Origin of the sequence: Cedecea sp. FDAARGOS_727 (genome assembly GCF_012273235.1) — a bacterium.
Lineage (GTDB): Bacteria > Pseudomonadota > Gammaproteobacteria > Enterobacterales > Enterobacteriaceae > Cedecea > Cedecea davisae.
On record NZ_CP050966.1, the window covers coordinates 4,341,335 to 4,362,891 of the forward strand.

A 21,557-nucleotide genomic window follows, 5' to 3' on the forward strand; every position below is an offset into this window, starting at 1 on the left:
ATAATGCATGAAAAATGTGAATGATTTTGAACGTGTTACGCTAGGATTCTTCCCCACTCCGCTGGAATCATTGCCGCGCCTGTCCCAGGCCTTAGGCATTGAATTAACCATCAAACGCGACGATTACAGCGGCTTCGGCGGCGGCGGGAATAAAGTCCGCAAGCTGGAATACCTGATGGCAGAAGCCTGCCGCGAGGGCGTAAAAGTCGTTATCACCACCGGCGGCCACCAGTCTAACCATGCCCGGATGGTTGCGGCGGCGGCGCGCAAATTCGGCATGAAGCCGGTCCTGGTCCTGCGCGGCGATGAACCGCAAACCTACCAGGGCAATTTACTGCTGGACAAGCTGTTTGGCGCGGAGCTGCAATTCCTCGATCCCGAAGGCTACTTTACCCAGATTGAAGGCGCGATGCAGGCCCATGCCGACGCGGCCAGCGCCCGCGGTGAAAAACCTATGATCATTCCTCTCGGCGGCGCAACCGCGCTTGGCGCACTCGGCTATGTGCGAGCGGTGGAAGAGATAGATGCTCAATTACGGGCGCAGGGTAAATCCGCGCCTGACGTTATTGTCGCCCCAACCGGCTCCGGCGGCACGCTTGCCGGGCTGTACGTTGGTGCGCGCCGCTACTGGCCAAAAACACAAATTGTTGGCATCAGCGTCAGCGCCAAAGCGGACTGGTTCCAGGCCCGCATCTCCGCTATGGCGGACGACTGTGCGCGCCTGCTCGACTGGGATCAAAGCTGGCAGCCGCAGGATATCTGGATTGAAGACGGCTTTGTTGGCAGCGCTTACGGCGTGCCCTCAGAAGGCGGTATTAATGCTATTTATCAGGTTGCTCAGCAGGAAGGCGTACTGCTGGACCCGGTTTATACTGGTAAAGCGATGCACGGCTTAATGACGCTTGCAGAGCAAGGTCAGATCCATCCCGGCAGTTCGGTTATTTTCATGCACTGCGGCGGCTCTCCGGCGCTCTATCCCTTTGCCCAAACGTTACTGGAACACTGAGCATGCAAATACTGAACTTTCAGCAGGTTACCGGCCTGGGTGGAAGTGACCCTGTCACGGCCTTACGGGTTGTTGAGGACACCGTCCGCCTGCTGAGAAGCGGCGAAGCGGTAATGCCCGCGGAAACGCATGTCGACCTCGATACTCCCCTGGGCAAAGTTTACGCCCTTCCGGCCAGAGTTGGTGGGCGGTTCAATGCCACCGGCGTGAAGTGGACGGCTCACCGTCCCCGCGCCAGCGACGGCTACCCGCAGGCAATGGCGATGACGCTGCTCAACCGCGCCGACAACGGCCTTCCCATCGGGCTGCTGGAAAGCGGCAGCCTCACGGCGACCCGGACGGCGGCGGTTTCGGCCCTGGCGCTACAGAAAGCAGCGCCCCGTGCGCCAAAACGTATTTTACTGCTTGGCGCAGGCGTTCAGGCTCGCGCTCACCTTGAGATGCTGAGCGCGCACTTTCCCGACCTTGAAATGGTCTACTGCTGGAACCGCACGCCAGAACATCTGGTGAAAATGCTGGGCCAGACCGGCGATTTACCCTGGCCCGTCACGCAGTTTGAAGCGCTGCATGATGCGCTAAGCCAGCACTGGGATGCGCTCATCACCTGCACCAGCGCCAGCGAGCCTTTTCTGCGCCCCGGTATCTGGCGAGCGGGCACCATGGTGCTGCAAATCGGCTATCACGAAGTGGCGTTCGAAACGATTGCCGCCGCCGACCAGGTGGTGGTGGATCTCTGGGGCGATTTCAAACAAACCAGCTCCAAGAGCCTGTTTCAGATGTACCGCGCCGGGCTGTTTGACGAGCTAAAAGTGGCGGCTGACTTAACTAACCTGGTGGTTGATGGCTGGCACGCCAGCCCGACGGACAAAGTTTATTTCTCCTCTTTCGGCCTTAACGTCTTTGATATCGCCCTCGCCGCCCGAGTTCTGCAGGAGGCGCTCTCGCGGGGCGAAGGCTGCAAGCTGCCGTTTGGCTGGGAAGCTGCTGATGATAATTAGCGCCAACGATTTGCGTCAGCGCCTTGCCAGCGGCGAGCGGCTGGCGCTGATTGATGTTCGGGACATTGCCGCCTGGCGAGAGGCCTCCTTGCCTGGCGCATACGGCCTTAACGTCTACGACTACTTTGTTCCCGACTCCACGCAGGAAGACTACGCGGCGATGGCCGGTGCTTTTATCCAGGCCTGGCAGCAGCTCAATATTGCCGATGATGCCACACCGGTCTTTTTTGAACAGGAGGTGGGAATGCGTTCTCCACGCGGCCTGTGGTTTCTGTGGTTCGCTCTGGGCAGGTCCGGCCTTGCTCTGGACGGCGGTATTAATGCGTGGATCGCGGCTGGCGGAGAGTTAATACCGGGTAGTGGAACCTGGGCTGAAGTTTCCGCGATGAATGCTCCAGCCACTCAGCCTGCCGCGCCGCAGCTGGCCGCAACCCGCAAGGAAGTGCTTGAGGCTGATACGCTGACGGCTGTCTTACTCGATGCGAGAAGGCCAACGGAATACGCAGGCAGCTTTGTTCATGGCTGCTGCGCACGGGCGGGAAGGATACCCGGCTCGAAGCTATTGTTCTGGGAGGATGTAGTGGAGAGCGGCTGCTTTAAGTCTGCCGAAGCTATTGCCCACCTCGCCGCCGAGGCCGGGTTTAATCCTTCCCAAAGAATTATCGCCTGGTGTCATCGAGGCGCGCGCGCCGCCACGGTTCTTGTGGCTCTGAGGCTTGCCGGATACCAGGACCTGGCGGTTTATGTCGGCTCATGGCACGAATGGGCTGCCCACCCTGAATTAGCGCTGCATAGCGGAAGCTAACCCTGCATTTTCACCGCTGATTAACCGGCCGCACGGAGCTTCAGCGCTTGCTGAATATCCGGCGCGGCGGACAGCAACTGGCGCGTGTATTCGTGCTGCGGGCGGTCTAGCACCTGCTGTGTGGCTCCGGTTTCCACTATTTCACCGCGATACATGACAACTACGCGGTCGCATGCCTGGCGCACCGCTCCGAGATCGTGGCTGATAAATAAAACGGTTAAACCCAGACGGTTGCGCAGATCGGCAAGCAGTGCGAGGATCTGCCCTCGCACCGAGAGATCCAGCGCGGAAACCGCCTCATCGGCCACCAGCAGTTCCGGCTCCAGGGCCAAAGCTCGCGCAATAGCGATGCGCTGCCGCTGCCCGCCGGAAAACGCAGAAGGCAATCGCGTCGCCGCGCTGGCTTCAAGCCCCACCAGTTCCAGCAGCTCAATTACCCTGCTTTGGATCTGGTCCGCCGGGAGCAGCTTGTGTACGCGTAGCGGCTCGGCAATCTGCTCTCCAACCGGCATTTTGGGGTCAAGGCTGGCGTAAGGGTCCTGGAATATGATTTGCGCCCTGCGCCGCATACCCTGCTGCTGCTCGCGGCTGGCGCGGCGCACATCGAGACCGTCAAAAATAATAGTGCCGCTGTCTGCAGGAATTAAACCGATAGCCGCATGGCCAAGCGTGGTTTTTCCCGAACCGGACTCGCCAATCAGCCCAACAATTTCACCCCGTTCGATCTCAAGACTTGTTGGCTTGAGTACCGTCTGCCGTTTGGCCGGGAAGAACGGCAGCGCGTGAGCCTGCGGGTAGCTTTTAGTGAGCTGAGAGAGCTGCACCAGCGGGGTACGAGTCACATCTTTACGCCTGCAGGGCCTGGATTCGGGCTGCGAGGCGGCAATCAGCCTGCGGGTGTACCCGGCCTGGGGTGAAGTCAGCAGCGTCGGCACGTCGCCCTGCTCAACAATATTGCCCTGATACAGCACGCAGGCACGGTCCGCATAGCGGGCGACCACGCTTAAATCATGGGTGATAAACAAGATGCCCATCGCCATCTCACGCTGTAGTTCCTGGAGCAGGGAAAGGATCTGAGCCTGGATGGTAACGTCCAGCGCGGTGGTAGGCTCATCGGCAATCAGCAGCGCTGGCTTGCAGCTAATTGCGCTGGCGATCATCACGCGCTGGCGCATCCCGCCGGAAAGCTGATGGATATACTGTTTTGCACGCAGCTCCGGGTTAACGATGCCCACTCTGTCCAGCAGCGCTATCGCCTCACGATGCGCCTGTTTCCAGCTTAATTGTTGGTGGCGCACCAGCACCTCGGCAATTTGCTCACCCACTTTCAGCACCGGGTTCATGCTGCTCATCGGCTCCTGAAAAATGGTGGCAATTTGCTGCCCGCGCAGCCGCCGAGGATAAGTTTTTCCGGGCGCGGCAATAAGCTCGCCGTTGAAACTGATTTCACCGCCGCTCTGGTACACGCCGCCGGGCAGCAGCCCCATGACCGCCAGAGAGGTTAAGGTTTTACCCGAGCCGGACTCACCTACCAGGGCCACGATTTCGCGGCGCTCGACGCTAAACGAGGCGTTCTGCACCAGCGGTTTTCCATCGGGCGTATTAATGCAGAGTGAGCTAACGGTTAATAGCGGATTCTGGGCGGCCATAGCGGTTCCGGGTCGGGGCTAACATCGTGATTTTTGAGACTATAGTATCTGCCCGGACACGACAAGATGATTTGCTGATAGCTTATTCAGGAGGGAGTTAATGGCGAAGGCCCGGCAAACCGGGCCGCAGGGAGGCTCAGAACAGCGAAAACATCAGCGCCACCGGGAAGCTCATCGGCCAGGTCGCCCCAACCAGCACGGAACAGAGAAATTTGATGCGTTTAGAATCTTTGGCCAGCAGCCAGGTGATCCCGGCGCAGATTAACGACATTACGGCGTAAAAAACCAACATATGTTGATAAAGGGTCATACCAGACATGACTACTTGTTAAAAAATTTTGCAAAATATGCTCTTTTTTATGACGCAGATCAAGTTTCACAACCTGTTTTTTTAGTGTAAAAACCCACCGAAGTGGGTTTATTTGCAGCGCTACAGCTTAGGAATGATCAGCACCTGCCCGGGGTAGATTTTGTCCGGATGGCTGAGCATAGGTTTGTTGGCTTCGAAGATTTTGTTGTACTTATTGGCATCGCCATAAACATGTTTAGAAATGGCGCTTAACGTATCACCGGATTTGACGGTGTAATATGTCGCCTCCTGCGCGGAGTCCGTCGCTTTGATGTTGTTTTCAACGCTGCTGATACCCGCTACGTTGCCTACAGCGACCTGGATTTTCTCTTTTAGCTCCTGCGTAAGCCCATCCCCGGTTATCACCGCTTTGCCGTTTTCGACGCTCACGCTCACCTTGTCTGCGCCCTCAATGCCGCTCTTTTTCAGGTGTTCTTCCAGCTTGCTTCCCTGGTCGCCGTCATTTCCTTTCAGCGAATCCCACAGTTTCTCACCTGCTTCTTTGACAAAATCAAATAAACCCATGGTCGTCTCTCCTGTTTACAAGTCCCTGTAAGCCTGGCAAAGGAAGCCAAAAATGCCCACTTTTGCGGACAGGTGGATCGTGTTAATGCTTTATCATCACATGACGAATGACGGTGTAATCCTCCAGGCCGTAGAGCGACATATCCTTGCCGTAGCCGGAGAGCTTCTGGCCGCCGTGCGGCATTTCGCTGACCAGCATAAAGTGCGTATTAACCCAGGTGCAGCCGTATTGCAGGCGGGCGCTGAGGCGATGGGCGCGGCCAACATCCTGCGTCCAGACAGACGATGCCAGCCCGTAGCTCGAGTCATTTGCCCACTCCAGCACCTGCGGCTCATCGTCAAAACGGGTGACGCTGACCACCGGGCCAAATACCTCTTTCTGCACGATAGCGTCGCTCTGCTTCGCGCCTGCCAGCAGCGTAGGCTGGAAGTAATAGCCGGAACCTTCCACCTTCCCGCCCCCGGTAATCACCTCAACGTGGGGCAGCGCCTTCGCCTCCTGCACCGCCTTATCGACCCGCTCCAGATGCGCCAGCGAGCTTAACGGCCCAAGCTCGGTGCTTTCATCGTCCGGGCTGCCGTATTTAAGACTGGCGACCGCCGCGCCCAGCTTTTCCACCAGCCGGTCATAAATTCCGCTTTGGGCGTAGATTCGGCAGGCGGCGGTGCAATCCTGCCCGGCATTGTAATAACCGAAGGTGCGCACGCCTTCGACCACCGCTTCCAGTGAGGCATCGTCAAAAACAATGACCGGCGCTTTGCCTCCCAATTCCATATGGGTGCGTTTTATCGACGGCGCGGTATGGCTGATAATATGCTCGCCGGTGGCGATAGAGCCGGTCAGCGAAACCATACGCACTTTTTCATGACCGGTCAGCACATCACCAACGGTTTGCCCCCGGCCAAACAGCACGTTCAGCACGCCAGCAGGAAAGATATCTTTTGCCAGTTCGGCCAGCTTAAACACCGTCAGCGGCGTGATTTCCGAAGGTTTGATAACCACGCAGTTACCGGCGGCTAACGCAGGCGCAAGCTTCCACGCGGCCATCATCAGCGGATAGTTCCACGGGGCAATAGAGGCGACAACGCCCACCGGATCGCGGCGGATCATCGAAGTATGTCCGCTAAGGTATTCCCCGGCGGCCAGCCCTCCCAGGCAGCGGCTGGCTCCGGCAAAGAAGCGGAAGACATCCACTACCGCCGGAATTTCGTCGTTAAGCACGCAGTGATAAGGCTTGCCGCAGTTTTGGGACTCCAGGCGGGCGAAGACTTCGCTATGCTGCTCGATAACATCGGCCAGCGCCAGAAGGTGCTCAGCGCGCTCCTTCGGCGTTGTCTGCCCCCACCCGGTAAAAGCCCGGTCCGCCGCCAGCACCGCATCATTTACCTGTTCCACCGTCGCCTCAGCGATTTCAAGCAGAACCTTGCCGGTTGCCGGATTGTAGACCGGTTGCTTTTCCCCGAGGCCATCCACAAGCTTGCCGTTAATCAACAGTTGGCTTTGCATTCCGCTCCCCTTACCCAGTCTGGTTTTTCTGGCCCGCAGGCATCGATGATTCGTGATAAAAAGCTTAGCTTCGGCATTCCGGGCGCAGTCTGCCACATCCGAAAATTTCACCACGTTGTGACGCACCACGCAGTAAGCTGCGCCAGTTTTGCTCTTTGCTCTGGTATAACAGCTGCGCGGTCAAATTTGATATCTATAGAAAATTAATATGAATCAGCGGCCGCCGGTTCTATGCTTTATCTCATCCCTTTCAAGTCGAACGCCAGGAGGCACCATGACCATTTCTGCCCGTAATCAGTTAACCGGCACCATCAGCCACGTCACGGATGGCGCGGTTAACGACGAAATAGAATTAACGCTCAACGGCGGCGGCAAGCTGGTGGCCGTCGTCACGCGCACCAGCAAGGATGCGCTGGGCCTGGTCAACGGCAAAGAGGCTATCGCCCTTATCAAAGCGCCGTGGGTAATGCTGGCAAGCGAAGATTGCGGCTACCGCTTCTCCGCCCGCAACCAGTTCCCCGGCGAAGTGAAATCCGTGCTGGCTGGTGCGGTAAATACTACCGTGCACATTAAAACTGACGCAGGTTTTGAGCTGACCGCCGTCGTAACAAACGAGGCGGCAGAGGAGATGGCACTTAAGGCCGGAGGCCGCCTGTTGGCGCTGGTAAAAGCTTCATCTGTGCTGATAGCGGTTAAAAAGTAATATTGCAGATTGCCTGCCCGGCAGCCTCCGGGCCGCCGGGTTTAAAGCCATTACTGGTAACGTACGTCCAGCTTGCTGTAGGCGACCTTAGCTTCTGAACCGTCTCTGTCTTTGTCCTGATTGTAGTTCCCGGCCTTAAAATACAGCTGGACGCCCTTCCAGCCCTGCTCCGGGTAACTGAATGTTTTACTGGCCGTTTTCCCGTCTGCGCTGACTTCAATCGTGACCTTCATTCCGCCCGAAGTCCCTTTAGCCTTCAGCTTGTAATCAATCTTTTCGTTCAGCCCGATGCCGGATAACAGCGTGCTTCTCTTCTCCGCATCGCCATAATTTTCTTTAACGCCCGCAACCACCACCCCGTTTTCCCAACGCAGCTTGAACATCTCCGACCCGCCGGGCTTATCGCCGTGGATCTGGGCGAAGATAATCGAGCGCGTAGACGGTGCCTGCACTATATAGACCGAGCCGCTTTGCTCGTTATTAAACTCGCTACCGTTAACGAAGTTCTGCGTGGCTCTTAATTCAACGCGCGGGAACTCACTGTGCGCCGTTGAACCGAACCCGGACGGCGCTTTAAACATGATGGCCCCCTCAGGGAGCGCCGAATCACAACCTTTGGAGCCGCCGCAATTGCTGTAAAAATACTGATTTTGCAATTCCGGGGTAATCTTCTCTTCCTTCACTTTCTGGCTGCTATCAAACGACTGCAATAAATAACTTCGGGTTAAAACCGGGTAGTTTTCACCCGGCGCACCCTGTTCGCTTTTCGCCCAGGCGCTCAACGCCGCCAGAAGCAGACCCGACGTTAACCCGTAAAGCTGGCTTTTACTCTTCATCTCTTACCCCAATGCAACTTTAAAACCGCTCGACAAGCTAATCATTAATTCCCGTAACGGCTTTACTTTAAATCTGTTAGCAATGGCATATCAGTAGTAACAACCGGTGTCCGGGTTAAAAATTTGATGAATTAAGGAAATAAACGGACAATTGCTCATGCTAAAGAGTAACTTTTAGCGCCGGGGGTGTGGTTTCAGACAATGCCAGAAATGAACACGCTGGCCCGGTGAACTGAGCCAGCGTTCTGAGTGACAGCAATTAGTAATAACTGTTACGCCATCGAGCTAAACTTATTCTTTAATTCCGGGTTGGAGTTAACGCGGGTCAAAAACTCTGAAAACTGGATTTTTTTGTTCGTTTCGCTACTGGATAAAAAACGTGATGGCATATGCAGGTGCTCGATATTTGCATAGCCTACGCCGTTTGGAAATGTTGCCCTTTTCCACTCTTTACCTTTAGTTGGCCGATTATCGCTATTGCTGATTCGGGTTAAGCTGCTGACTAGTTTACTCACGCCGCTACCAAATTTAGTCGCTCTTGATTTAATTGCGCTCAGCCCCTGCACAATCATTCGCCCTGCCAGCGATACGCCGATATTCATAATTTCCATTCCGTAAAAACATTTTTGAAGGCGCAGTTTTGCAGAACTAACGCCGTGATTGCTCACAAAAATTGTTCATTTCTTACGGCTGGCGGGGCAATATCGACAGCTACCGCTGAATTTGATACCAGACGTGCCGCAGCAGCGGGTGGTCTTCAGACACCATAGGATGGTTGAACTCACCTTCTCTCGTCATTCCGAGCTTCTCCATTACCCTCTGCGAAGGCATATTTGGCAGCGCGGTAAACGCCACAATGCTTTCAAGCCCGTACTCTTCGAAGCCGACACGCAGCGCCCGCGCCGCAGCCTCTGGCGCATAACCCTTGCCCCAAAAAGCCTTCCGCAGCCGCCAGCCTATTTCCACGCAGGGAGAAAATGGCAGCGTATAACCCGGCCGGTTTAACCCGACAAACCCGGCCAGTTCGCCGCTGCTCCGCTCTTCCAGCGCCCAAAAACCAAATCCGTTTTCAGCCATGCGCTGACGAAACGACTCAAGGTAGTCCCGGCTTTCGTCCTCGGTTAGCGGATTCAGGAAATAGCGCATTACCTCCGGGTCAGCATTCATCTCGGCAAACGAGGGTAAATCTTCCTCGCGCCAGGGGCGCAAAATAAGCCTTTCCGTTTGATACATTACGCCTTTTCCTCAAGTTGTTGGGCGATTAAACGTGACAACGTCACCGCTGCCTGTTGCTCTCTTTCCCCCCACGCCCATGAAGCGTTGAAGCGGAAGTAGTTGTCCCACGCTTTGCCGGTGGTAAACATTTTCCCGGGAGCAATGCTGATTTTATGCCCCAGTGCGCGCTCGCTTAGCAGGCTGGCATCGCAGCCTTCAGGAAGCTCGACCCATAAAAAATAGCCGCTTTCGCTGCAGTGGATTTTAACCGCCTCCGGCAGCAACTCGCTCAGGGCCTGCCATGCCTGCTGTTTGCGTTCGGCCAGCATGCGGCGAAGTTTACGCAGATGTGTGTCGTAGCGACGGGTCGCCAGGAAATCGACCAGCGCCAACTGCATCGGCGAACTGGTGGATAAGGTACTCATCAGTTGAAGCTGCTGAATGCGGCGGGCATGTTTCCCGGCGGCTACCCAGCCAATGCGGAATCCGGCCACCAGACATTTGGAGAAGGATGAGCAATGCAGGGTCATTCCCTGCTCGTCATACGCCCTGGCCGGTAACGGCCTTTCCCGCCCGTAATAAAGCTCGGTATAGACATCGTCCTCGATAAGCGTGACGTTATGGCGCTGCAATAGCTCAATCAGCTGCGCCTTTTTCTCCGCCGAAAGCGTCACGCCCAGCGGGTTCTGGCTATTGGTCATCAGCCAGCAGGCTTTCACCGGGTACTCCTTTAGCGCTCTGGCCAGCGCCTCAAGATCGATACCGCTGACCGGGTCGGTCGCCACCGACAGCGCTTTAAGCCGCAGGCGTTCCAGCGCCTGTAACGCGCCATAGAAGCACGGATTTTCCACAATAACCCAATCCCCCGGCTCGGTAACGGCCTGTAGACTGAGGTTTAGTGCCTCCAGCGCCCCGGCAGTAATGACTATTTCATCCGGGGAAACCTGAATCCCCTGCTGGGCATAGCGCTGCGCAATAGCGTGACGCAGCGCCTCATTACCCGGCGGCAGGCTTTCTATCACGCTGATGGCGGTCGCGGTTTTGCTCACCGCAGCCATTGAGCGGTTTAGCTGCTGTAAAGGGAATAGGCGCGGGTCGGGAAACGCGGAACCGAAAGGCACTACCGAGGCGTCGCAGCTCGCCTGCAGCACATCGAAAATATAGGTATTGATATCGACAGTTTCATCGCTGGTGACCTGCACCGTAACAGGTATGCTGCGCGCCACAGGGCGAGGCGCAACGTAATAGCCGGACTGAGGCCTGGCAACGATTGCACCCTGGCTTTCAAGCATCTGGTAGGCGTGACCGACGGTCATAAAGCTCATGCCGCTGTGCCGCACCTGCTCGCGCAGAGACGGCAGGCGGTCGCCGGGCTGCCACACGCCAAGAGCAATCTGCTCGAGGATTTGCTGTGCCAGCTGCTGGTATTTTTTCATGCCCTGCTCCCTGTCTATATCAGAGCGCTAAAAATACGCTGTTTTACGCAACTGTTATAGTCAGAAAGTGATTTTTATCGATGATAATCGAAAGTGGAAAATCGGGCGACGGCCGCCGCCCGATCGATAACGCTGGTTACCGGGAATCAGCTAAAGCCGTTTTTTCAACATAAGGCTTCATTAACTCATCCGCGGTTTTCTGCGCGGATTTCGCAGCCGCCTCCGGGTTCACCTTCTGGTCGTTAACTACGGCCGCCAGCTGGTTTTCCATCGCCTGGCGTACCGCCACCGTTTCGTAGGTCGAATACCACGGGTGGGCGTACTTAAGCTGCTCTAGGGCGATTTCCGCGCGCGGATCTTTTTGCAGATACTCTTTCATCTCCGGCGTGTCGTAAGAGGCTTTGAGCGGCGAGAAGTAGCCGGTAAATCGACTCCACTCTCCGTTGACTTTCGGGCTGACCAGATAAGTCAGGAACTGATAAGCCGCTTTTTTCTGCGCGTCGGAAATACCTTTGAAGCTGACCAGGCTGGCACCGCCGATAGGCACGGCGCGTTGCTCTTTGGCTGGCATCATGGCAACTTCCATATCAAAGTCTTTGCTGTTTTCACGCATAAAACCCAGCGCGCCGGTACTCAACATCGCCATACCCAGCTTGCCGCTAAAGAATGCCGCGCTGATCTGCTTAGAGTTCAGTACGCCGGACGGCATTACCTTGTCGCGGTAGATCAAATTCTGCCAGAAGCGCAACGCGCCGATGGTGGTCGGCGAGTCGTAGTAAACTTCACCCGGATAGTTTTCATTGAAGTAGTTGCCGCCGTTGGCGCGAACCAGCGACGAGAAAATCCAGCCGCCGTAATCGTCATTGGTGGACGGCAGCATAATGCCCCACTGGCCTTTGCTGGCGTCGGTCAGCTTCTTCGCATCTGCCAGCATTTCTGCCCAAGTCTGCGGCGGCTGCTTGATCCCGGCTTGGTCAAACAGGGTTTTGTTGTAATAGAGAATTGGCGTGGAGTTGTGGAACGGAATGGCATAAGTCACGCCCATCACCTGAGCATTCTTATGCATTGCGGGCCAGAAGTCGTTCATCAGGAAGTCACCCGCCTTACGGTTGCCGTATTTAAACAGCTCGTCCATCGGCAAGATTTCATCTTTTAGCGCCAGGTCGGTAGTAAAGTTGGCGGACATAATCACCAACGCGGGCGGCTGACCGGCCTTCTGTGCTGACTCTGCTTTGATTTTGGTGGTGTCGTAGCCGCCGGTGAAGATCCCGCGAACTTCAACATCCTGCTGCGAGTCGTTAAACGCTTTAATGACGCGGGTCATCTCCATCGTCAGTTTGCCGTCTACGGGCGCAGGGAACATAAAGTCGATTTTTTCTTTCGCCAGTGCCGCGCCGCTTAAAGCCAGCGAACAGCAAACGGCAAGCGCCCGCCATTTATGCATCAGGGGGTTAAACATGGTCAATCTCCTGGTGTAAGTTGTGGTGTTGGTCAATATGAAAAAGATGAACATCAGAGGGTGAAAAACCGAGGGTTAGCGTATCGCCTTTTTCTGGCACCACACCGCGATGGCGGCGGGTATAGCGTAACGTTCCCACGGGCGTGCTGACATGGAGCAGATAATCTGCACCCATCAGTTCTCGTTGTACCACCGTGGCAGACAGCGTCAGCTGCCCTTCTTCCGGGCTATCGGTGATATGTTCCGGGCGAATACCCAGCCAGACGTTTGTCTGCGTAGATGCAGACGGCGGCAGCGGCAGGTTTAAAACGTCGGGCTGCACCCGGCCTTCCGCGCAAGGTAAAGACAGCAGGTTCATCGCCGGGGAGCCGATAAACCCGGCTACAAAGAGGTTGGCGGGCCAGGCATAGAGATGTTCCGGTTTCCCCACCTGCTGCACCACGCCGCCGTTCATCACCACTATGCGGTCGGCCATAGACATCGCTTCCGTCTGGTCGTGGGTGACATAAATGGTGCTGGTTTTAAGCTGCTGATGCAGCGCCATAATGCTGTCGCGCACTTCGGTGCGCAGGCGCGCATCAAGGTTAGAAAGCGGTTCATCCATCAGAAACAGGCGCGGGTTACGCACGATGGCTCGCGCCATTGCCACGCGCTGCCGCTGGCCGCCAGAAAGTTTGGCCGGTTTTCTGTCCAGTAATTCTCCCAGCTGTAACAGCTTAGCCACCTGCTCAAGCCGTGGCTGCCAACTGCTTTTATCTTCTTTGCGGATCTTCATGCCAAAGGTGATGTTGTCCCGCACCGTAAGATGAGGAAACAGCGCATAGTTCTGGAAGATCATCGCAAAGTTACGCTCGCGCGGCGACATAGCGGTGATGTTCTCATCGTTAAGCCAGATTTCCCCGGCGCTCACCTCTTCCAGCCCGGCCAGCATGCGCAGCAGCGTGCTTTTCCCGCAGCCGGATGGCCCCACCAGCACCACAAATTCACCGTCGTCAATACTCAGCGACAGGGCATTAAGCGCCGCTTTGCCGTCGAACTGCTTGCTTACCTGATTCAGTCTTAACATGGCGATTAAAGCTCATCCGTTGGGCAGCTAACACTTGCGTCGTAAAGCCAGGGCCCGGCATAGTGCGCCAGCGAGTGCTGATAGCTGACCCACTGCGCCCCCACCTGGCGATGCATCAGGCAGGATGGCGGCGACATGTCGTAATAAGGGCGGCTGTCTTCAAAGTGATACGGAACCTGGTGAACCGTTCCGGGAATAGTGGCGATGGTGGCCTGGCGATATTGAGTCATCGTCAGGCTGTGGTTATGGCCGCAAAAAATGCGCACCAGCGCCGGGAAACGCTCGATAAGGTTCAGCAGCAGATGGCCGTTTTCACAGGCGATAGGGTCCATTTGCGCATTGCCCAGGCGCAGCGGCGGGTGGTGCATAAACACCGCCGTAGGCCTTTCGCCGCCGGCAATAAGCTGAGCTTCGAGCCAGACAACGGTCTCCTCCGTGAGCCAGCCTTTGGACTGCCCCGCCAGGCTTGAGTCAATAAACAGCAGGCGAGTAGCAAAATCATCCACCGCGTAACGGATGTTTTGCGGGTCGTTGCCAAGCTGCGGGCAGAGCGGACGGAGGTATTCGATAAACTGCTCTTTATCGTCATGGTTGCCGGGAATCAAATACAGCGGCGACTTTATTGTGCCGAGAACCTGTTTCGCAACCTGGTACTCTTCCGGGCGGCCGCAGTTAACGATATCACCACTGACAATCACCGCATCCGGGCGCTCGCGCAGGGCGTTAAGCTGTGAAGCCACGTCGGCATTCCCGGCGTTGATATCAATAAAGCCGTACAGCTTCTGGTTCTGACTGCGGAAATGGGTGTCGGAAATATGCGCTAATAACATCACTCAACTCCTTACTTAATGCCTGAAAAACCAAAACTTCGCAGAAACTGCTTCTGGAAGGCGATAAAGGCCAGCATCAGCGGCAGGCAGACCATAATGGTCCCGGCGCTGATGGTGCCCCACTGGCCGCCGGACTCGGCGCCCATAGCAAAAGAGACCAGCCCGACGGTCAGCACCTGTTTATCCGGGTCGTTCAGCATCATCAGCGGCCACAGATATTCGTTCCAGTGATAGGTAATGCTCACGGTGGCAAACGCCAGCACCGACGGCCAGCACATCGGCAGCAGTACGCGGTAGAGCACCTGCCACCAGCGGCAGCCCTCCATCAGCGCTGCTTCTTCAAGCTCTTTCGGAATAGCCAGGAACGCCTGACGCATCAAAAACACCCCGAAAGCCGAGGTGAAATACGGCATCATCACGCCGGTTAAGGTGTTAAGCAGCCCGAGGGCTTTCAGCGTCATCATGTTCGGCACCATCATCACCACAGGCATGACCATAAGCTGCACCAGGAACAGCAGGAACAGCGTCTGTTTGCCGCGAAACTCATGGCAGGCAAACACATAGCCAGCGGTGGTAATAGTGATTAACTGCACGAAGAATGTGCCAAAGCTGAAGATAACGGTATTGGCGTACAGACTCAGCCAGTCGGCGCTTTGCCAGGCGTCGCGGAAATTGTCCAGCGTCAGGGGGAAACGAGGCAGCACGGAGGCCATGCCCTCGCCAAAAGTGCTGGCGCTGAACGCCGAGGAGAGCATCCAGATAAACGGACTGACCCACAGCAGAGCCAGGCAGCACATCAGCACGCTGAGGGTGATACCCTTCGATTTGCGCAGGCGAAACCACAGCGGTTGCGCCACGCTACGCGCGTTGACAACCGGGGAAGAAAACTCAACGCTCATGGTGTGCGCCCCTTTCCAGCAGCTTCAGATTAACGAATGAGAAGATAAACAGGCCAGCCAGCGTCAGGAAAGTCGCAGCGGAAGCTTTACCCAGATCGTGCGTATCCCAGGCAAGGCTCTGGATGTAATAAAGCAGCACCGTGGTCGAGTTGTCCGGCCCGCCCCGGGTCATTACCGCAACGTGGTCAATTTGGGTGATCGAGTAGATAAGCGCGGTGGTAATCACAAAGCTGAGCGTCGGGCGCAGCAGCGGCAGCGTTACCTTAAAGAACACCTGAGTGGAGCTTGCGCCTTCCATAATCGCCGCTTCGCGTGCAGAGGACGGCAGGCTTTGCAGCCCGGCAAGGAAAAACAGCATGTAGTAACCGGCAAACTTCCACACGCCAATCAGCGCCAGGGCATAAAGCGCGCTATTGCTGCGCCCCAGCCAGTTGTTGTTCATCGGCCCAAAGATTTTTGCCAGGTAGTAATCCAGCATTCCCATCCCCGGCATAAAGATAAACAGCCACAGCGCGGCCGCGCTGACCATCGGGATTATCATCGGAAAGAAGAATGCGGTGCGCAGCCAGCGGTTAACACGATGGTTTTCCCACAGCGAAACGGCCAGCAGCAGCGCTAACAATACGCCGGGAACCACGGTCAGCACGATGTAGACCAGGTTATTGAGAAGCGACTTCCAGAAAACCACATCGGCAAACAGCCGAATATAGTTTCCGGCGGCGACATAAACGCCGGTATCGCTCGCCATGCGGGTATCGAACAGGCTGTCATAGACTGAACGTACCAGCGGAAACCAGGTGAAAAGCAGGAGAAAAATGAGAGACGGCGAGAGTATCAGCCAGGGGAGCCAGGGTCTTTTTTCCATTGTCCGAAGCCTGTAAGGGGGTCAGAAGTCAGGAAGTATGGGAGCGATATATGGCAAAAAAGTTACGGAGAAATGGCAGTTCAGCGACCATGAAGCCTTGCTGCATCAGAGTTTATCGGGTAACTGCTTCTGGCTAAAGGAGAATCTCTTCACACGGATATATTCTCCGTGTGAAGAAAAATACGGCGGAACTAAAACGGATTACTGCATTTCAGCGAGGCTGGCGGATTGTGTTTTTCGGTTATACAGGCAAAGCTCTTTTCCCGGAGCCGGGCTGCTGTTCTTAGACTTGTAGCTTCCGGAAATAACCACTGCGGAATAGCCTACGTCATCGCTAAAATCGATACGTTTGCCCTCCACTTTTTTCTCCTGCAGGGCGCTAATTGCCAGGCAGCTCTTTTGAATATCTTTATCCAACGCCTTCCACGCCTCGTCGGAAGAGGCGAAGCTGCTAAAGGTAGCCAGCAGGACGGGAACAACGGCAAACGGCAGAATTTTCATACTCACCTCTTAGGCTGTTTTCCCCGGCTTTGCTAAGCCAGGTGGCTGATAATCTATAACATTTTCAGTGCGGAATTATCTGTATTGTAGCCAATAACCCGCCCTACTTGCCCATTTTCGCCAACATTTCCGGACGCATAAACTTATTGATAACCAGCATAAACAGCAGCGAAGGCACCAGCAGGATCAGCGCGGTAATCGACGAAACCTGATAATTGCCGGACATGCTGGCGTTATACAGCAGCAGCGGCAGTGTGGTGATGTCCGGTGCGCCGACAAAGAAAGTACCGGTAAACTCATCCAGCGATTCCAGGAACACAAAGATCCCGGCGGCAACGATGCCCGGCGCAGCCTGCGGCAGCACGATATGCCAGAAGGTAAACAGCGGCCCCGCGCCCAGGTTGCGTGAAGCCCGGGCCTGTAGCGGGTCAACGGACGAAAACGCGGCTACGCAGATCCATACCGAATACATCAGCCCATGTACGCTGTGCACCAGCACCACCCCAGCGATAGTGCCGTTAAGCCCCCACAGATAGAACAGCCGGGCGATATTCATATACACCGTCAGGTTCGGGAACGCCTGTGGGATCAGGAACAGCAGCATAAATAGCACCCGCAGCGGCATGGCACGGCGCGAAAGCGCAAACCCGGCCGGGATAGAAATAGCCAGGCAAACCAGCACCGACAGCACGGCGATGAAAACGCTGGTTAACAACGAGCCGGAGACATCGCTGTCGGGGCTGAACACCTGATACCAGTATTTAAGCCCCCACTGGCTGGGCAAAACATGCGGGTAAAACCAGCTTTCGGTCACCGTCCAGATAAGCAGGTTGAGCAGCGGGCCAAACATGGCGAACAGCATAAAAGCCAGCAGCAGCGCCTGCAGCAACCGGCCTGGCCGGGCTTTACGCCAGAGATAATTAAGCTTCATTTATTCGCCTCCTTTCTGGCGCAGGCTATAGCGCAGATAAAACCAGGAAAGCGCGCCGCAAATCAGCAGTGAAATTACGCCCAGCGCGTTAGCCACCGCATAATCCCCGTAGGAATTCACGCGGAATGCCATATCCACCGTCACCATGGTTGGCGAACCGGTGCCTATCATCAGCGGAACGGAAAGTACCGACATCATAATCACCGTAGAAAGCACCAGCGCGACGCCCACGGCGGGCAGCACCTGAGGCAGAACAATGTCGAACAGAATGCGAGGCTTTGAAGCGCCAAGGTTTCTGGCCGCCAGAATTTGCGACGCGTCTAGCGCGGCCATCGCGCCGGAGATAAGCAAAGTGGCAAACGCCAGCTGCTTCCAGACAAAAGTAATAATGATTCCCTTCCAGCCCAGCCATGAAATAGTGTCCAGCGGCCCCACCATGTCGGTTGCCACCAGCAGGTTATTCATCAGTCCGTTTTTGGCGAGAAAGGTGCGCATCATCTGGGCGGCGACGATAAAGGGAATAAACAGCGGCAGGCGGTACAGCACTCCCAGCAGGCGCACAATCGGCCGACAAGATGAGAGCGTAATCACCGCCGACAGCGTGATGGAGAGCAGCGCCAACAGCGCTACCGAAACCAGCACCATTACCACGGTAAAAACGATATCGCTCGAATAGAGCGTAAATACCTTAGCGAAGTGTTGCAGAGTAAAAGCCTGGGTGTCCGAAGTAAAAGCGGCCACCAGCGAAAACCCAAGCGGGTAGAGAAATAACAGCGTAATCATCAGCGCGGCTGGACTGACCAGCAGCAGATATTTTAGCGAGACGCGCATAAGAAACCTTAATGCTCAGACAATAACGCTCAGGGCTGGCCTGAGCGTTCGGGAGTGATTAGTTGGAAACCTGGCTCTCATAGCCTTCTTTGATGTCGTCGAAATAAGGCGCAATCGGGAAGCTTTTACCGTAGTCGGCCAGCGCTTTCGGCGAAATCTCTGCAAACAGCTTCTGCCAGGTTGCATCATCCAGCTTCGGCTTGACGTACTGCGCGTCTATTCCCGGATACCAGTTAAACTGCTTCACAATCCCTTCGGCCTGCACTTCCGGGCTGGTCGCCAGCTCGATAAATTCACGCGCCAACTGAGGTTGTGCCGCTTTGGCCGGCGTCACGTAATACATTGGCTGCCCCGGCATGCCCGGTGCCAGCAGGGAAAGCTTGATTGAAGGCGGCAGCTTGCCCTGATCTTTCCAGGTGTAGAACATATCCACCCACACCGGCCCCATGGCGATTTCGCCTCTCGTCAGCATGTCCAGCGTGCCCGCGTTGCCCGGCGTAAAAGTGACATTTTTATTGAATTCTTTCAGCTTCTCAAAAGCCTGTGGCCAGTTTTTCTCCACGCCTTTATCGTAAGGCAAAGCGGAGAGGCGCTGCGCGTCGGTGCCATAAGCGTAAATCCAGCCCACCACGAAGCTGACGCCGGACATGCCGTTTTTAATACCGTTATAGCCGAACGCCTGAGGGTGCTTTGCCGCCCAGGCGACCAGCTCGTCGTAGGAAGCCGGAGGCGCCTTCATGGTTTCGCTGTTCCATGCGATTGCCGTCTGGCTCAGGAACATCGGCATCACATAGCCTTCAACGTTCACGCCCAGCGCGTTTTTGGCATTATCAGCCGTTACCATAGAACCGGTTTTAATCTGCTGACGATATTTTTCCAGCAGCCCTTTTTCCACCAGTTCGCCCCCGGCTTTCTGGTGCACCACCGCTACGTCGATATCCCAGGTTTTCGCCCCGCTTTGCTGCTGGGCGCTGAGTTTTTCAATTATCTTGTTCGAACCGGCATCGCCCGGCCCGGTACCGACTACGCGCACCTTAACGCCGGGGTGCGCTTCCTCAAACTTAGGCCCGAGCCAGGTTTTAACGTAATCAACCATATTCTGGTCGCCCGCGGTGGCAACGTTGAGAATAGTTTCTGCATGAGCGCCGTAGCTCAGAAATAAAGCCGTAACTGCCGCAATCCTGGTTTTATTAAACATGACCAACCCTCAGAGTAATATAATGTTATCAAGCTGTGTGAGATGAACTAAAAATATGAAGCGCCGAGGCAGGAACGGATAGACTGACCTCACTATTTATTGAATAATTATCGACAGAATCAGCCAGAAGTAATTTTTCACCGCAGCGAACGCCGTAGCGATAGTTATGCCCAATAAAAGCATGCTGTTCGACGATACCCTCAAAGATTAAACCGCCATCTGGCTTTTGATCATTTAATGCTGAAAGGAAAACATCCGAGCTGCGGAAGTAAATAAGCTCCCCATCGGCGGAAATAAGATTATCCGCACCCATAAAGTCGGCGACAAAAGGCGTAGCCGGTCGCTGGTAAATCTCTTCCGGGGTACCAATTTGCTCAACCTGGCCGTTGTTCAGCACCACGATGCGGTCGGCCATTACCAGCGCCTCCTGCTGGTCGTGAGTGACGATAACCGAAGTGAACCCGAGCCTTTTCTGCAACTGCTTGATTTCGTGACGCACGCTGAGCCTGACCTTCGCATCCAGGTTCGACAGCGGCTCGTCCAGCACCAGCACGTCCGGCTCTATAGCCAGCGCCCTTGCCAGCGCAACCCGCTGCCGCTGCCCGCCGGAAAGCTCGGTTATTTTTGCCCCATCCAGGCCGCCCAAGTTAACTATCTGCAACAACTCTTCGACCCGCTTTTTAATATCTTCCCACGGCCATTTACGCAATTTCAACCCATAGCCAATATTTTGCGCCACCGTTAAATGTGGCCACAAGGCATAACTCTGGAACACCATGGTTATATTTCTTTGCTCCGGCGAACTTTGGGTAATATCTCGCCCGGCGACGTTAATCTCGCCCTTCTCCACCGGGATAAAACCGCATAGCGCATTTAATAATGTTGTTTTCCCGCAGCCCGAAGGCCCCAGCAGTGCAATCATTTCACCTTTATTCACGGCGAGATCGATATTTTTTAACACCACCTTATCGCCGTAGCTGATTTGGAGGCTTGTTATATTCAGGTAGCTCATGGGCAATATCCGAAAATCTCTGTTTGGTACATTTTCTTTCCAAAATGAACACGTGTTCATTTGACTGTAAAAAAAATGAAACGCCGCTCATGGATGATGTGAGCCTACTGTGGCGTGTGTTTGTGACACTTTAATTAACCGCGAAGAATTTTTAGCGAGGGATAATGAAAATCGACGTAATTGGCTGCGGCAGCGCCTTCTCCCGCTGGCAAAACACTTCTGCATTACGGGTCATTGATGATGAAAATCGGCAGTGGCTTATCGACTGCGGTCCCACCGTTCCCCGGGCGCTGTGGCAGCGCGGCGGCGGAATTAATGACATCGAAGTGCTGTTTTTTACCCACGTTCACCCTGACCACTGCACCGGGCTGACCGCCCTGCTCAACCACTGGAAGAGTTTTTCGCGCCACAAGCCGCTGATTATTTACAGCCAGCGCGGGCAAAGGGCGGTGCTGATGCAACTGGCGCTTCTGGCTAACTGGCCGGAAACATCGCTCTGCTTTGCCATTGAGTGGCGAGACAGCCAGCCGGAGTTCAGCTGGCAGCACTGGCAAATTCGCACCGCACATACCCGCCATGAAATGGCTAACCTCGCGATACGCATCGACATCAGGGAACACAGCCTGTTTTATAGCGGCGATGGCCGCCCCACGCCAGAGTCCATTGCGCTGATGGCCGGAGCCGAACTGGCGTTTCAGGAGTGCGCTTCGCTATCTGAATTAGCCGATGACGCCTCCCACGGCGACTTCCCCTGCTGCCTGAAATTGTTTAACGACCTGGCGTTACCTGCGCTGGGGCTGTACCACTGCAACGACGCCATTTTACCGGCGCTGAAGCTGGCCTGCCGCCCTCACCCCGGGCTTTTCGTCAGCCACGACGGGCTGCAATATGACTTCCGCCAGCAGCGTTTTTACACCGAGGATTATCTGCCTTGAG

General features: G+C 55.5%; 23 protein-coding genes. 5 read left to right on the forward strand and 18 right to left on the reverse strand.

Annotated features, from left to right (window positions below; all coding sequences use genetic code 11):
• The first annotated feature begins 7 nt into the window (after positions 1-7).
• From FOC35_RS20335 to FOC35_RS20345, 3 genes are read left to right on the forward strand one after another with little or no spacing between them, the layout of a single operon-like run.
• Positions 8-1,006, forward strand: coding sequence for a 1-aminocyclopropane-1-carboxylate deaminase/D-cysteine desulfhydrase (locus tag FOC35_RS20335; RefSeq protein ID WP_172570003.1), 999 nt, complete (start codon positions 8-10; stop codon positions 1,004-1,006).
• A 2-nt stretch (positions 1,007-1,008) separates the two neighbouring features.
• Positions 1,009-2,004 carry an ornithine cyclodeaminase gene (locus FOC35_RS20340; protein WP_172570004.1) on the forward strand — a complete coding sequence of 332 codons (996 nt, stop codon included), beginning with the start codon at positions 1,009-1,011 and terminating at the stop codon, positions 2,002-2,004.
• Positions 1,994-2,809, forward strand: a complete 816-nt coding sequence (locus tag FOC35_RS20345; RefSeq protein ID WP_172570005.1) for a sulfurtransferase — start codon at positions 1,994-1,996, stop codon at positions 2,807-2,809. Before FOC35_RS20340 ends, FOC35_RS20345 begins: the two co-directional genes overlap by 11 nt.
• A gap of 20 nt (positions 2,810-2,829) precedes the next feature.
• On the opposite strand, the gene FOC35_RS20350 is transcribed toward FOC35_RS20345, so the two are convergent.
• The 4 genes from FOC35_RS20350 to patD all read right to left on the reverse strand — a co-directional run bounded on the left by FOC35_RS20350 (position 2,830) and on the right by patD (position 6,839).
• A complete protein-coding gene (locus tag FOC35_RS20350) occupies positions 2,830-4,458 on the reverse strand; it encodes an ABC transporter ATP-binding protein (protein ID WP_172570006.1) in 1,629 nt (542 codons plus the stop codon).
• A gap of 136 nt (positions 4,459-4,594) precedes the next feature.
• Positions 4,595-4,768 carry a GhoT/OrtT family toxin gene (locus FOC35_RS20355; RefSeq protein WP_071704136.1) on the reverse strand — a complete coding sequence of 58 codons (174 nt, stop codon included), beginning with the start codon at positions 4,766-4,768 and terminating at the stop codon, positions 4,595-4,597.
• A gap of 120 nt (positions 4,769-4,888) precedes the next feature.
• Positions 4,889-5,332, reverse strand: a complete 444-nt coding sequence (gene lysM / locus FOC35_RS20360; RefSeq protein ID WP_016536399.1) for a peptidoglycan-binding protein LysM — start codon at positions 5,330-5,332, stop codon at positions 4,889-4,891.
• A gap of 82 nt (positions 5,333-5,414) precedes the next feature.
• The gene (patD, locus tag FOC35_RS20365) at positions 5,415-6,839 is read right to left on the reverse strand and encodes an aminobutyraldehyde dehydrogenase (RefSeq protein ID WP_172570007.1); all 1,425 of its coding nucleotides are present in this window, start codon (positions 6,837-6,839) and stop codon (positions 5,415-5,417) included.
• A gap of 274 nt (positions 6,840-7,113) precedes the next feature.
• On the opposite strand from patD, the gene FOC35_RS20370 reads away from it, so the two are divergent.
• Positions 7,114-7,542: a molybdopterin-binding protein gene (locus tag FOC35_RS20370; RefSeq protein ID WP_172570008.1), complete on the forward strand. Its 429-nt coding sequence runs from the start codon at positions 7,114-7,116 to the stop codon at positions 7,540-7,542.
• A 50-nt stretch (positions 7,543-7,592) separates the two neighbouring features.
• Here FOC35_RS20370 and FOC35_RS20375 read toward each other — a convergent pair whose 3' ends face one another.
• The 14 genes from FOC35_RS20375 to FOC35_RS20440 form a co-directional block, all read right to left on the reverse strand.
• Entirely contained in the window at positions 7,593-8,378 is a 786-nt protein-coding gene (locus FOC35_RS20375) for a polysaccharide lyase family 7 protein (RefSeq protein WP_172570009.1), read from the reverse strand.
• A gap of 272 nt (positions 8,379-8,650) precedes the next feature.
• Positions 8,651-8,980, reverse strand: coding sequence for a hypothetical protein (locus tag FOC35_RS20380; protein ID WP_039898219.1), 330 nt, complete (start codon positions 8,978-8,980; stop codon positions 8,651-8,653).
• Between the two features lie 109 nt (positions 8,981-9,089).
• Positions 9,090-9,611, reverse strand: coding sequence for a GNAT family N-acetyltransferase (locus FOC35_RS20385; RefSeq protein ID WP_172570010.1), 522 nt, complete (start codon positions 9,609-9,611; stop codon positions 9,090-9,092).
• Positions 9,611-11,029, reverse strand: coding sequence for a PLP-dependent aminotransferase family protein (locus FOC35_RS20390; protein ID WP_172570011.1), 1,419 nt, complete (start codon positions 11,027-11,029; stop codon positions 9,611-9,613). Before FOC35_RS20390 ends, FOC35_RS20385 begins: the two co-directional genes overlap by 1 nt.
• 136 nt (positions 11,030-11,165) lie before the next feature.
• Positions 11,166-12,473, reverse strand: a complete 1,308-nt coding sequence (locus FOC35_RS20395) for an ABC transporter substrate-binding protein (RefSeq protein WP_172570418.1) — start codon at positions 12,471-12,473, stop codon at positions 11,166-11,168.
• A gap of 7 nt (positions 12,474-12,480) precedes the next feature.
• Entirely contained in the window at positions 12,481-13,554 is a 1,074-nt protein-coding gene (locus FOC35_RS20400) for an ABC transporter ATP-binding protein (protein WP_172570012.1), read from the reverse strand.
• Between the two features lie 5 nt (positions 13,555-13,559).
• Positions 13,560-14,384, reverse strand: coding sequence for a phosphodiesterase (locus tag FOC35_RS20405; protein WP_172570013.1), 825 nt, complete (start codon positions 14,382-14,384; stop codon positions 13,560-13,562).
• Positions 14,385-14,395: 11 nt separating this feature from the next.
• On the reverse strand, positions 14,396-15,283 hold the full coding sequence (locus FOC35_RS20410) for a carbohydrate ABC transporter permease (protein WP_172570014.1): 888 nt from the start codon (positions 15,281-15,283) through the stop codon (positions 14,396-14,398).
• On the reverse strand, positions 15,273-16,148 hold the full coding sequence (locus FOC35_RS20415) for a carbohydrate ABC transporter permease (RefSeq protein ID WP_172570015.1): 876 nt from the start codon (positions 16,146-16,148) through the stop codon (positions 15,273-15,275). The genes FOC35_RS20410 and FOC35_RS20415 overlap by 11 nt, the downstream gene beginning before the upstream one ends.
• 201 nt (positions 16,149-16,349) lie before the next feature.
• Positions 16,350-16,649, reverse strand: a complete 300-nt coding sequence (locus tag FOC35_RS20420; protein ID WP_172570016.1) for a hypothetical protein — start codon at positions 16,647-16,649, stop codon at positions 16,350-16,352.
• 103 nt (positions 16,650-16,752) lie between these two features.
• On the reverse strand, positions 16,753-17,580 hold the full coding sequence (locus tag FOC35_RS20425; RefSeq protein ID WP_172570017.1) for an ABC transporter permease: 828 nt from the start codon (positions 17,578-17,580) through the stop codon (positions 16,753-16,755).
• The gene (locus tag FOC35_RS20430) at positions 17,581-18,411 is read right to left on the reverse strand and encodes an ABC transporter permease (RefSeq protein ID WP_172570018.1); all 831 of its coding nucleotides are present in this window, start codon (positions 18,409-18,411) and stop codon (positions 17,581-17,583) included. It abuts the gene before it with no gap.
• A gap of 58 nt (positions 18,412-18,469) precedes the next feature.
• A complete protein-coding gene (locus FOC35_RS20435) occupies positions 18,470-19,609 on the reverse strand; it encodes an extracellular solute-binding protein (protein ID WP_172570019.1) in 1,140 nt (379 codons plus the stop codon).
• A gap of 28 nt (positions 19,610-19,637) precedes the next feature.
• Positions 19,638-20,621: an ABC transporter ATP-binding protein gene (locus tag FOC35_RS20440; RefSeq protein WP_172570020.1), complete on the reverse strand. Its 984-nt coding sequence runs from the start codon at positions 20,619-20,621 to the stop codon at positions 19,638-19,640.
• Positions 20,622-20,785: 164 nt separating this feature from the next.
• Between FOC35_RS20440 and FOC35_RS20445 the strand changes: the two genes are divergently transcribed.
• Positions 20,786-21,556, forward strand: coding sequence for an MBL fold metallo-hydrolase (locus FOC35_RS20445; protein ID WP_172570021.1), 771 nt, complete (start codon positions 20,786-20,788; stop codon positions 21,554-21,556).
• Position 21,557 lies beyond the last annotated feature (1 nt).

Coding starts and splice junctions, on each gene's coding strand:
- FOC35_RS20405 (WP_172570013.1), bottom strand. CDS start 14,384: ATGTTATTAGCGCATATTTCCGACACCCATTTCCGCAGTCAGAACCAG.
- FOC35_RS20430 (WP_172570018.1), bottom strand. CDS start 18,411: ATGCGCGTCTCGCTAAAATATCTGCTGCTGGTCAGTCCAGCCGCGCTG.
- FOC35_RS20385 (WP_172570010.1), bottom strand. CDS start 9,611: ATGTATCAAACGGAAAGGCTTATTTTGCGCCCCTGGCGCGAGGAAGAT.
- FOC35_RS20410 (WP_172570014.1), bottom strand. CDS start 15,283: ATGAGCGTTGAGTTTTCTTCCCCGGTTGTCAACGCGCGTAGCGTGGCG.
- FOC35_RS20440 (WP_172570020.1), bottom strand. CDS start 20,621: ATGAGCTACCTGAATATAACAAGCCTCCAAATCAGCTACGGCGATAAG.
- FOC35_RS20415 (WP_172570015.1), bottom strand. CDS start 16,148: ATGGAAAAAAGACCCTGGCTCCCCTGGCTGATACTCTCGCCGTCTCTC.
- FOC35_RS20400 (WP_172570012.1), bottom strand. CDS start 13,554: ATGTTAAGACTGAATCAGGTAAGCAAGCAGTTCGACGGCAAAGCGGCG.
- FOC35_RS20340 (WP_172570004.1), top strand. CDS start 1,009: ATGCAAATACTGAACTTTCAGCAGGTTACCGGCCTGGGTGGAAGTGAC.
- FOC35_RS20375 (WP_172570009.1), bottom strand. CDS start 8,378: ATGAAGAGTAAAAGCCAGCTTTACGGGTTAACGTCGGGTCTGCTTCTG.
- FOC35_RS20435 (WP_172570019.1), bottom strand. CDS start 19,609: ATGTTTAATAAAACCAGGATTGCGGCAGTTACGGCTTTATTTCTGAGC.
- FOC35_RS20370 (WP_172570008.1), top strand. CDS start 7,114: ATGACCATTTCTGCCCGTAATCAGTTAACCGGCACCATCAGCCACGTC.
- FOC35_RS20420 (WP_172570016.1), bottom strand. CDS start 16,649: ATGAAAATTCTGCCGTTTGCCGTTGTTCCCGTCCTGCTGGCTACCTTT.
- FOC35_RS20345 (WP_172570005.1), top strand. CDS start 1,994: ATGATAATTAGCGCCAACGATTTGCGTCAGCGCCTTGCCAGCGGCGAG.
- lysM (WP_016536399.1), bottom strand. CDS start 5,332: ATGGGTTTATTTGATTTTGTCAAAGAAGCAGGTGAGAAACTGTGGGAT.
- FOC35_RS20380 (WP_039898219.1), bottom strand. CDS start 8,980: ATGAATATCGGCGTATCGCTGGCAGGGCGAATGATTGTGCAGGGGCTG.
- FOC35_RS20395 (WP_172570418.1), bottom strand. CDS start 12,473: ATGCATAAATGGCGGGCGCTTGCCGTTTGCTGTTCGCTGGCTTTAAGC.
- patD (WP_172570007.1), bottom strand. CDS start 6,839: ATGCAAAGCCAACTGTTGATTAACGGCAAGCTTGTGGATGGCCTCGGG.
- FOC35_RS20335 (WP_172570003.1), top strand. CDS start 8: ATGAAAAATGTGAATGATTTTGAACGTGTTACGCTAGGATTCTTCCCC.
- FOC35_RS20355 (WP_071704136.1), bottom strand. CDS start 4,768: ATGACCCTTTATCAACATATGTTGGTTTTTTACGCCGTAATGTCGTTA.
- FOC35_RS20425 (WP_172570017.1), bottom strand. CDS start 17,580: ATGAAGCTTAATTATCTCTGGCGTAAAGCCCGGCCAGGCCGGTTGCTG.
- FOC35_RS20445 (WP_172570021.1), top strand. CDS start 20,786: ATGAAAATCGACGTAATTGGCTGCGGCAGCGCCTTCTCCCGCTGGCAA.
- FOC35_RS20350 (WP_172570006.1), bottom strand. CDS start 4,458: ATGGCCGCCCAGAATCCGCTATTAACCGTTAGCTCACTCTGCATTAAT.
- FOC35_RS20390 (WP_172570011.1), bottom strand. CDS start 11,029: ATGAAAAAATACCAGCAGCTGGCACAGCAAATCCTCGAGCAGATTGCT.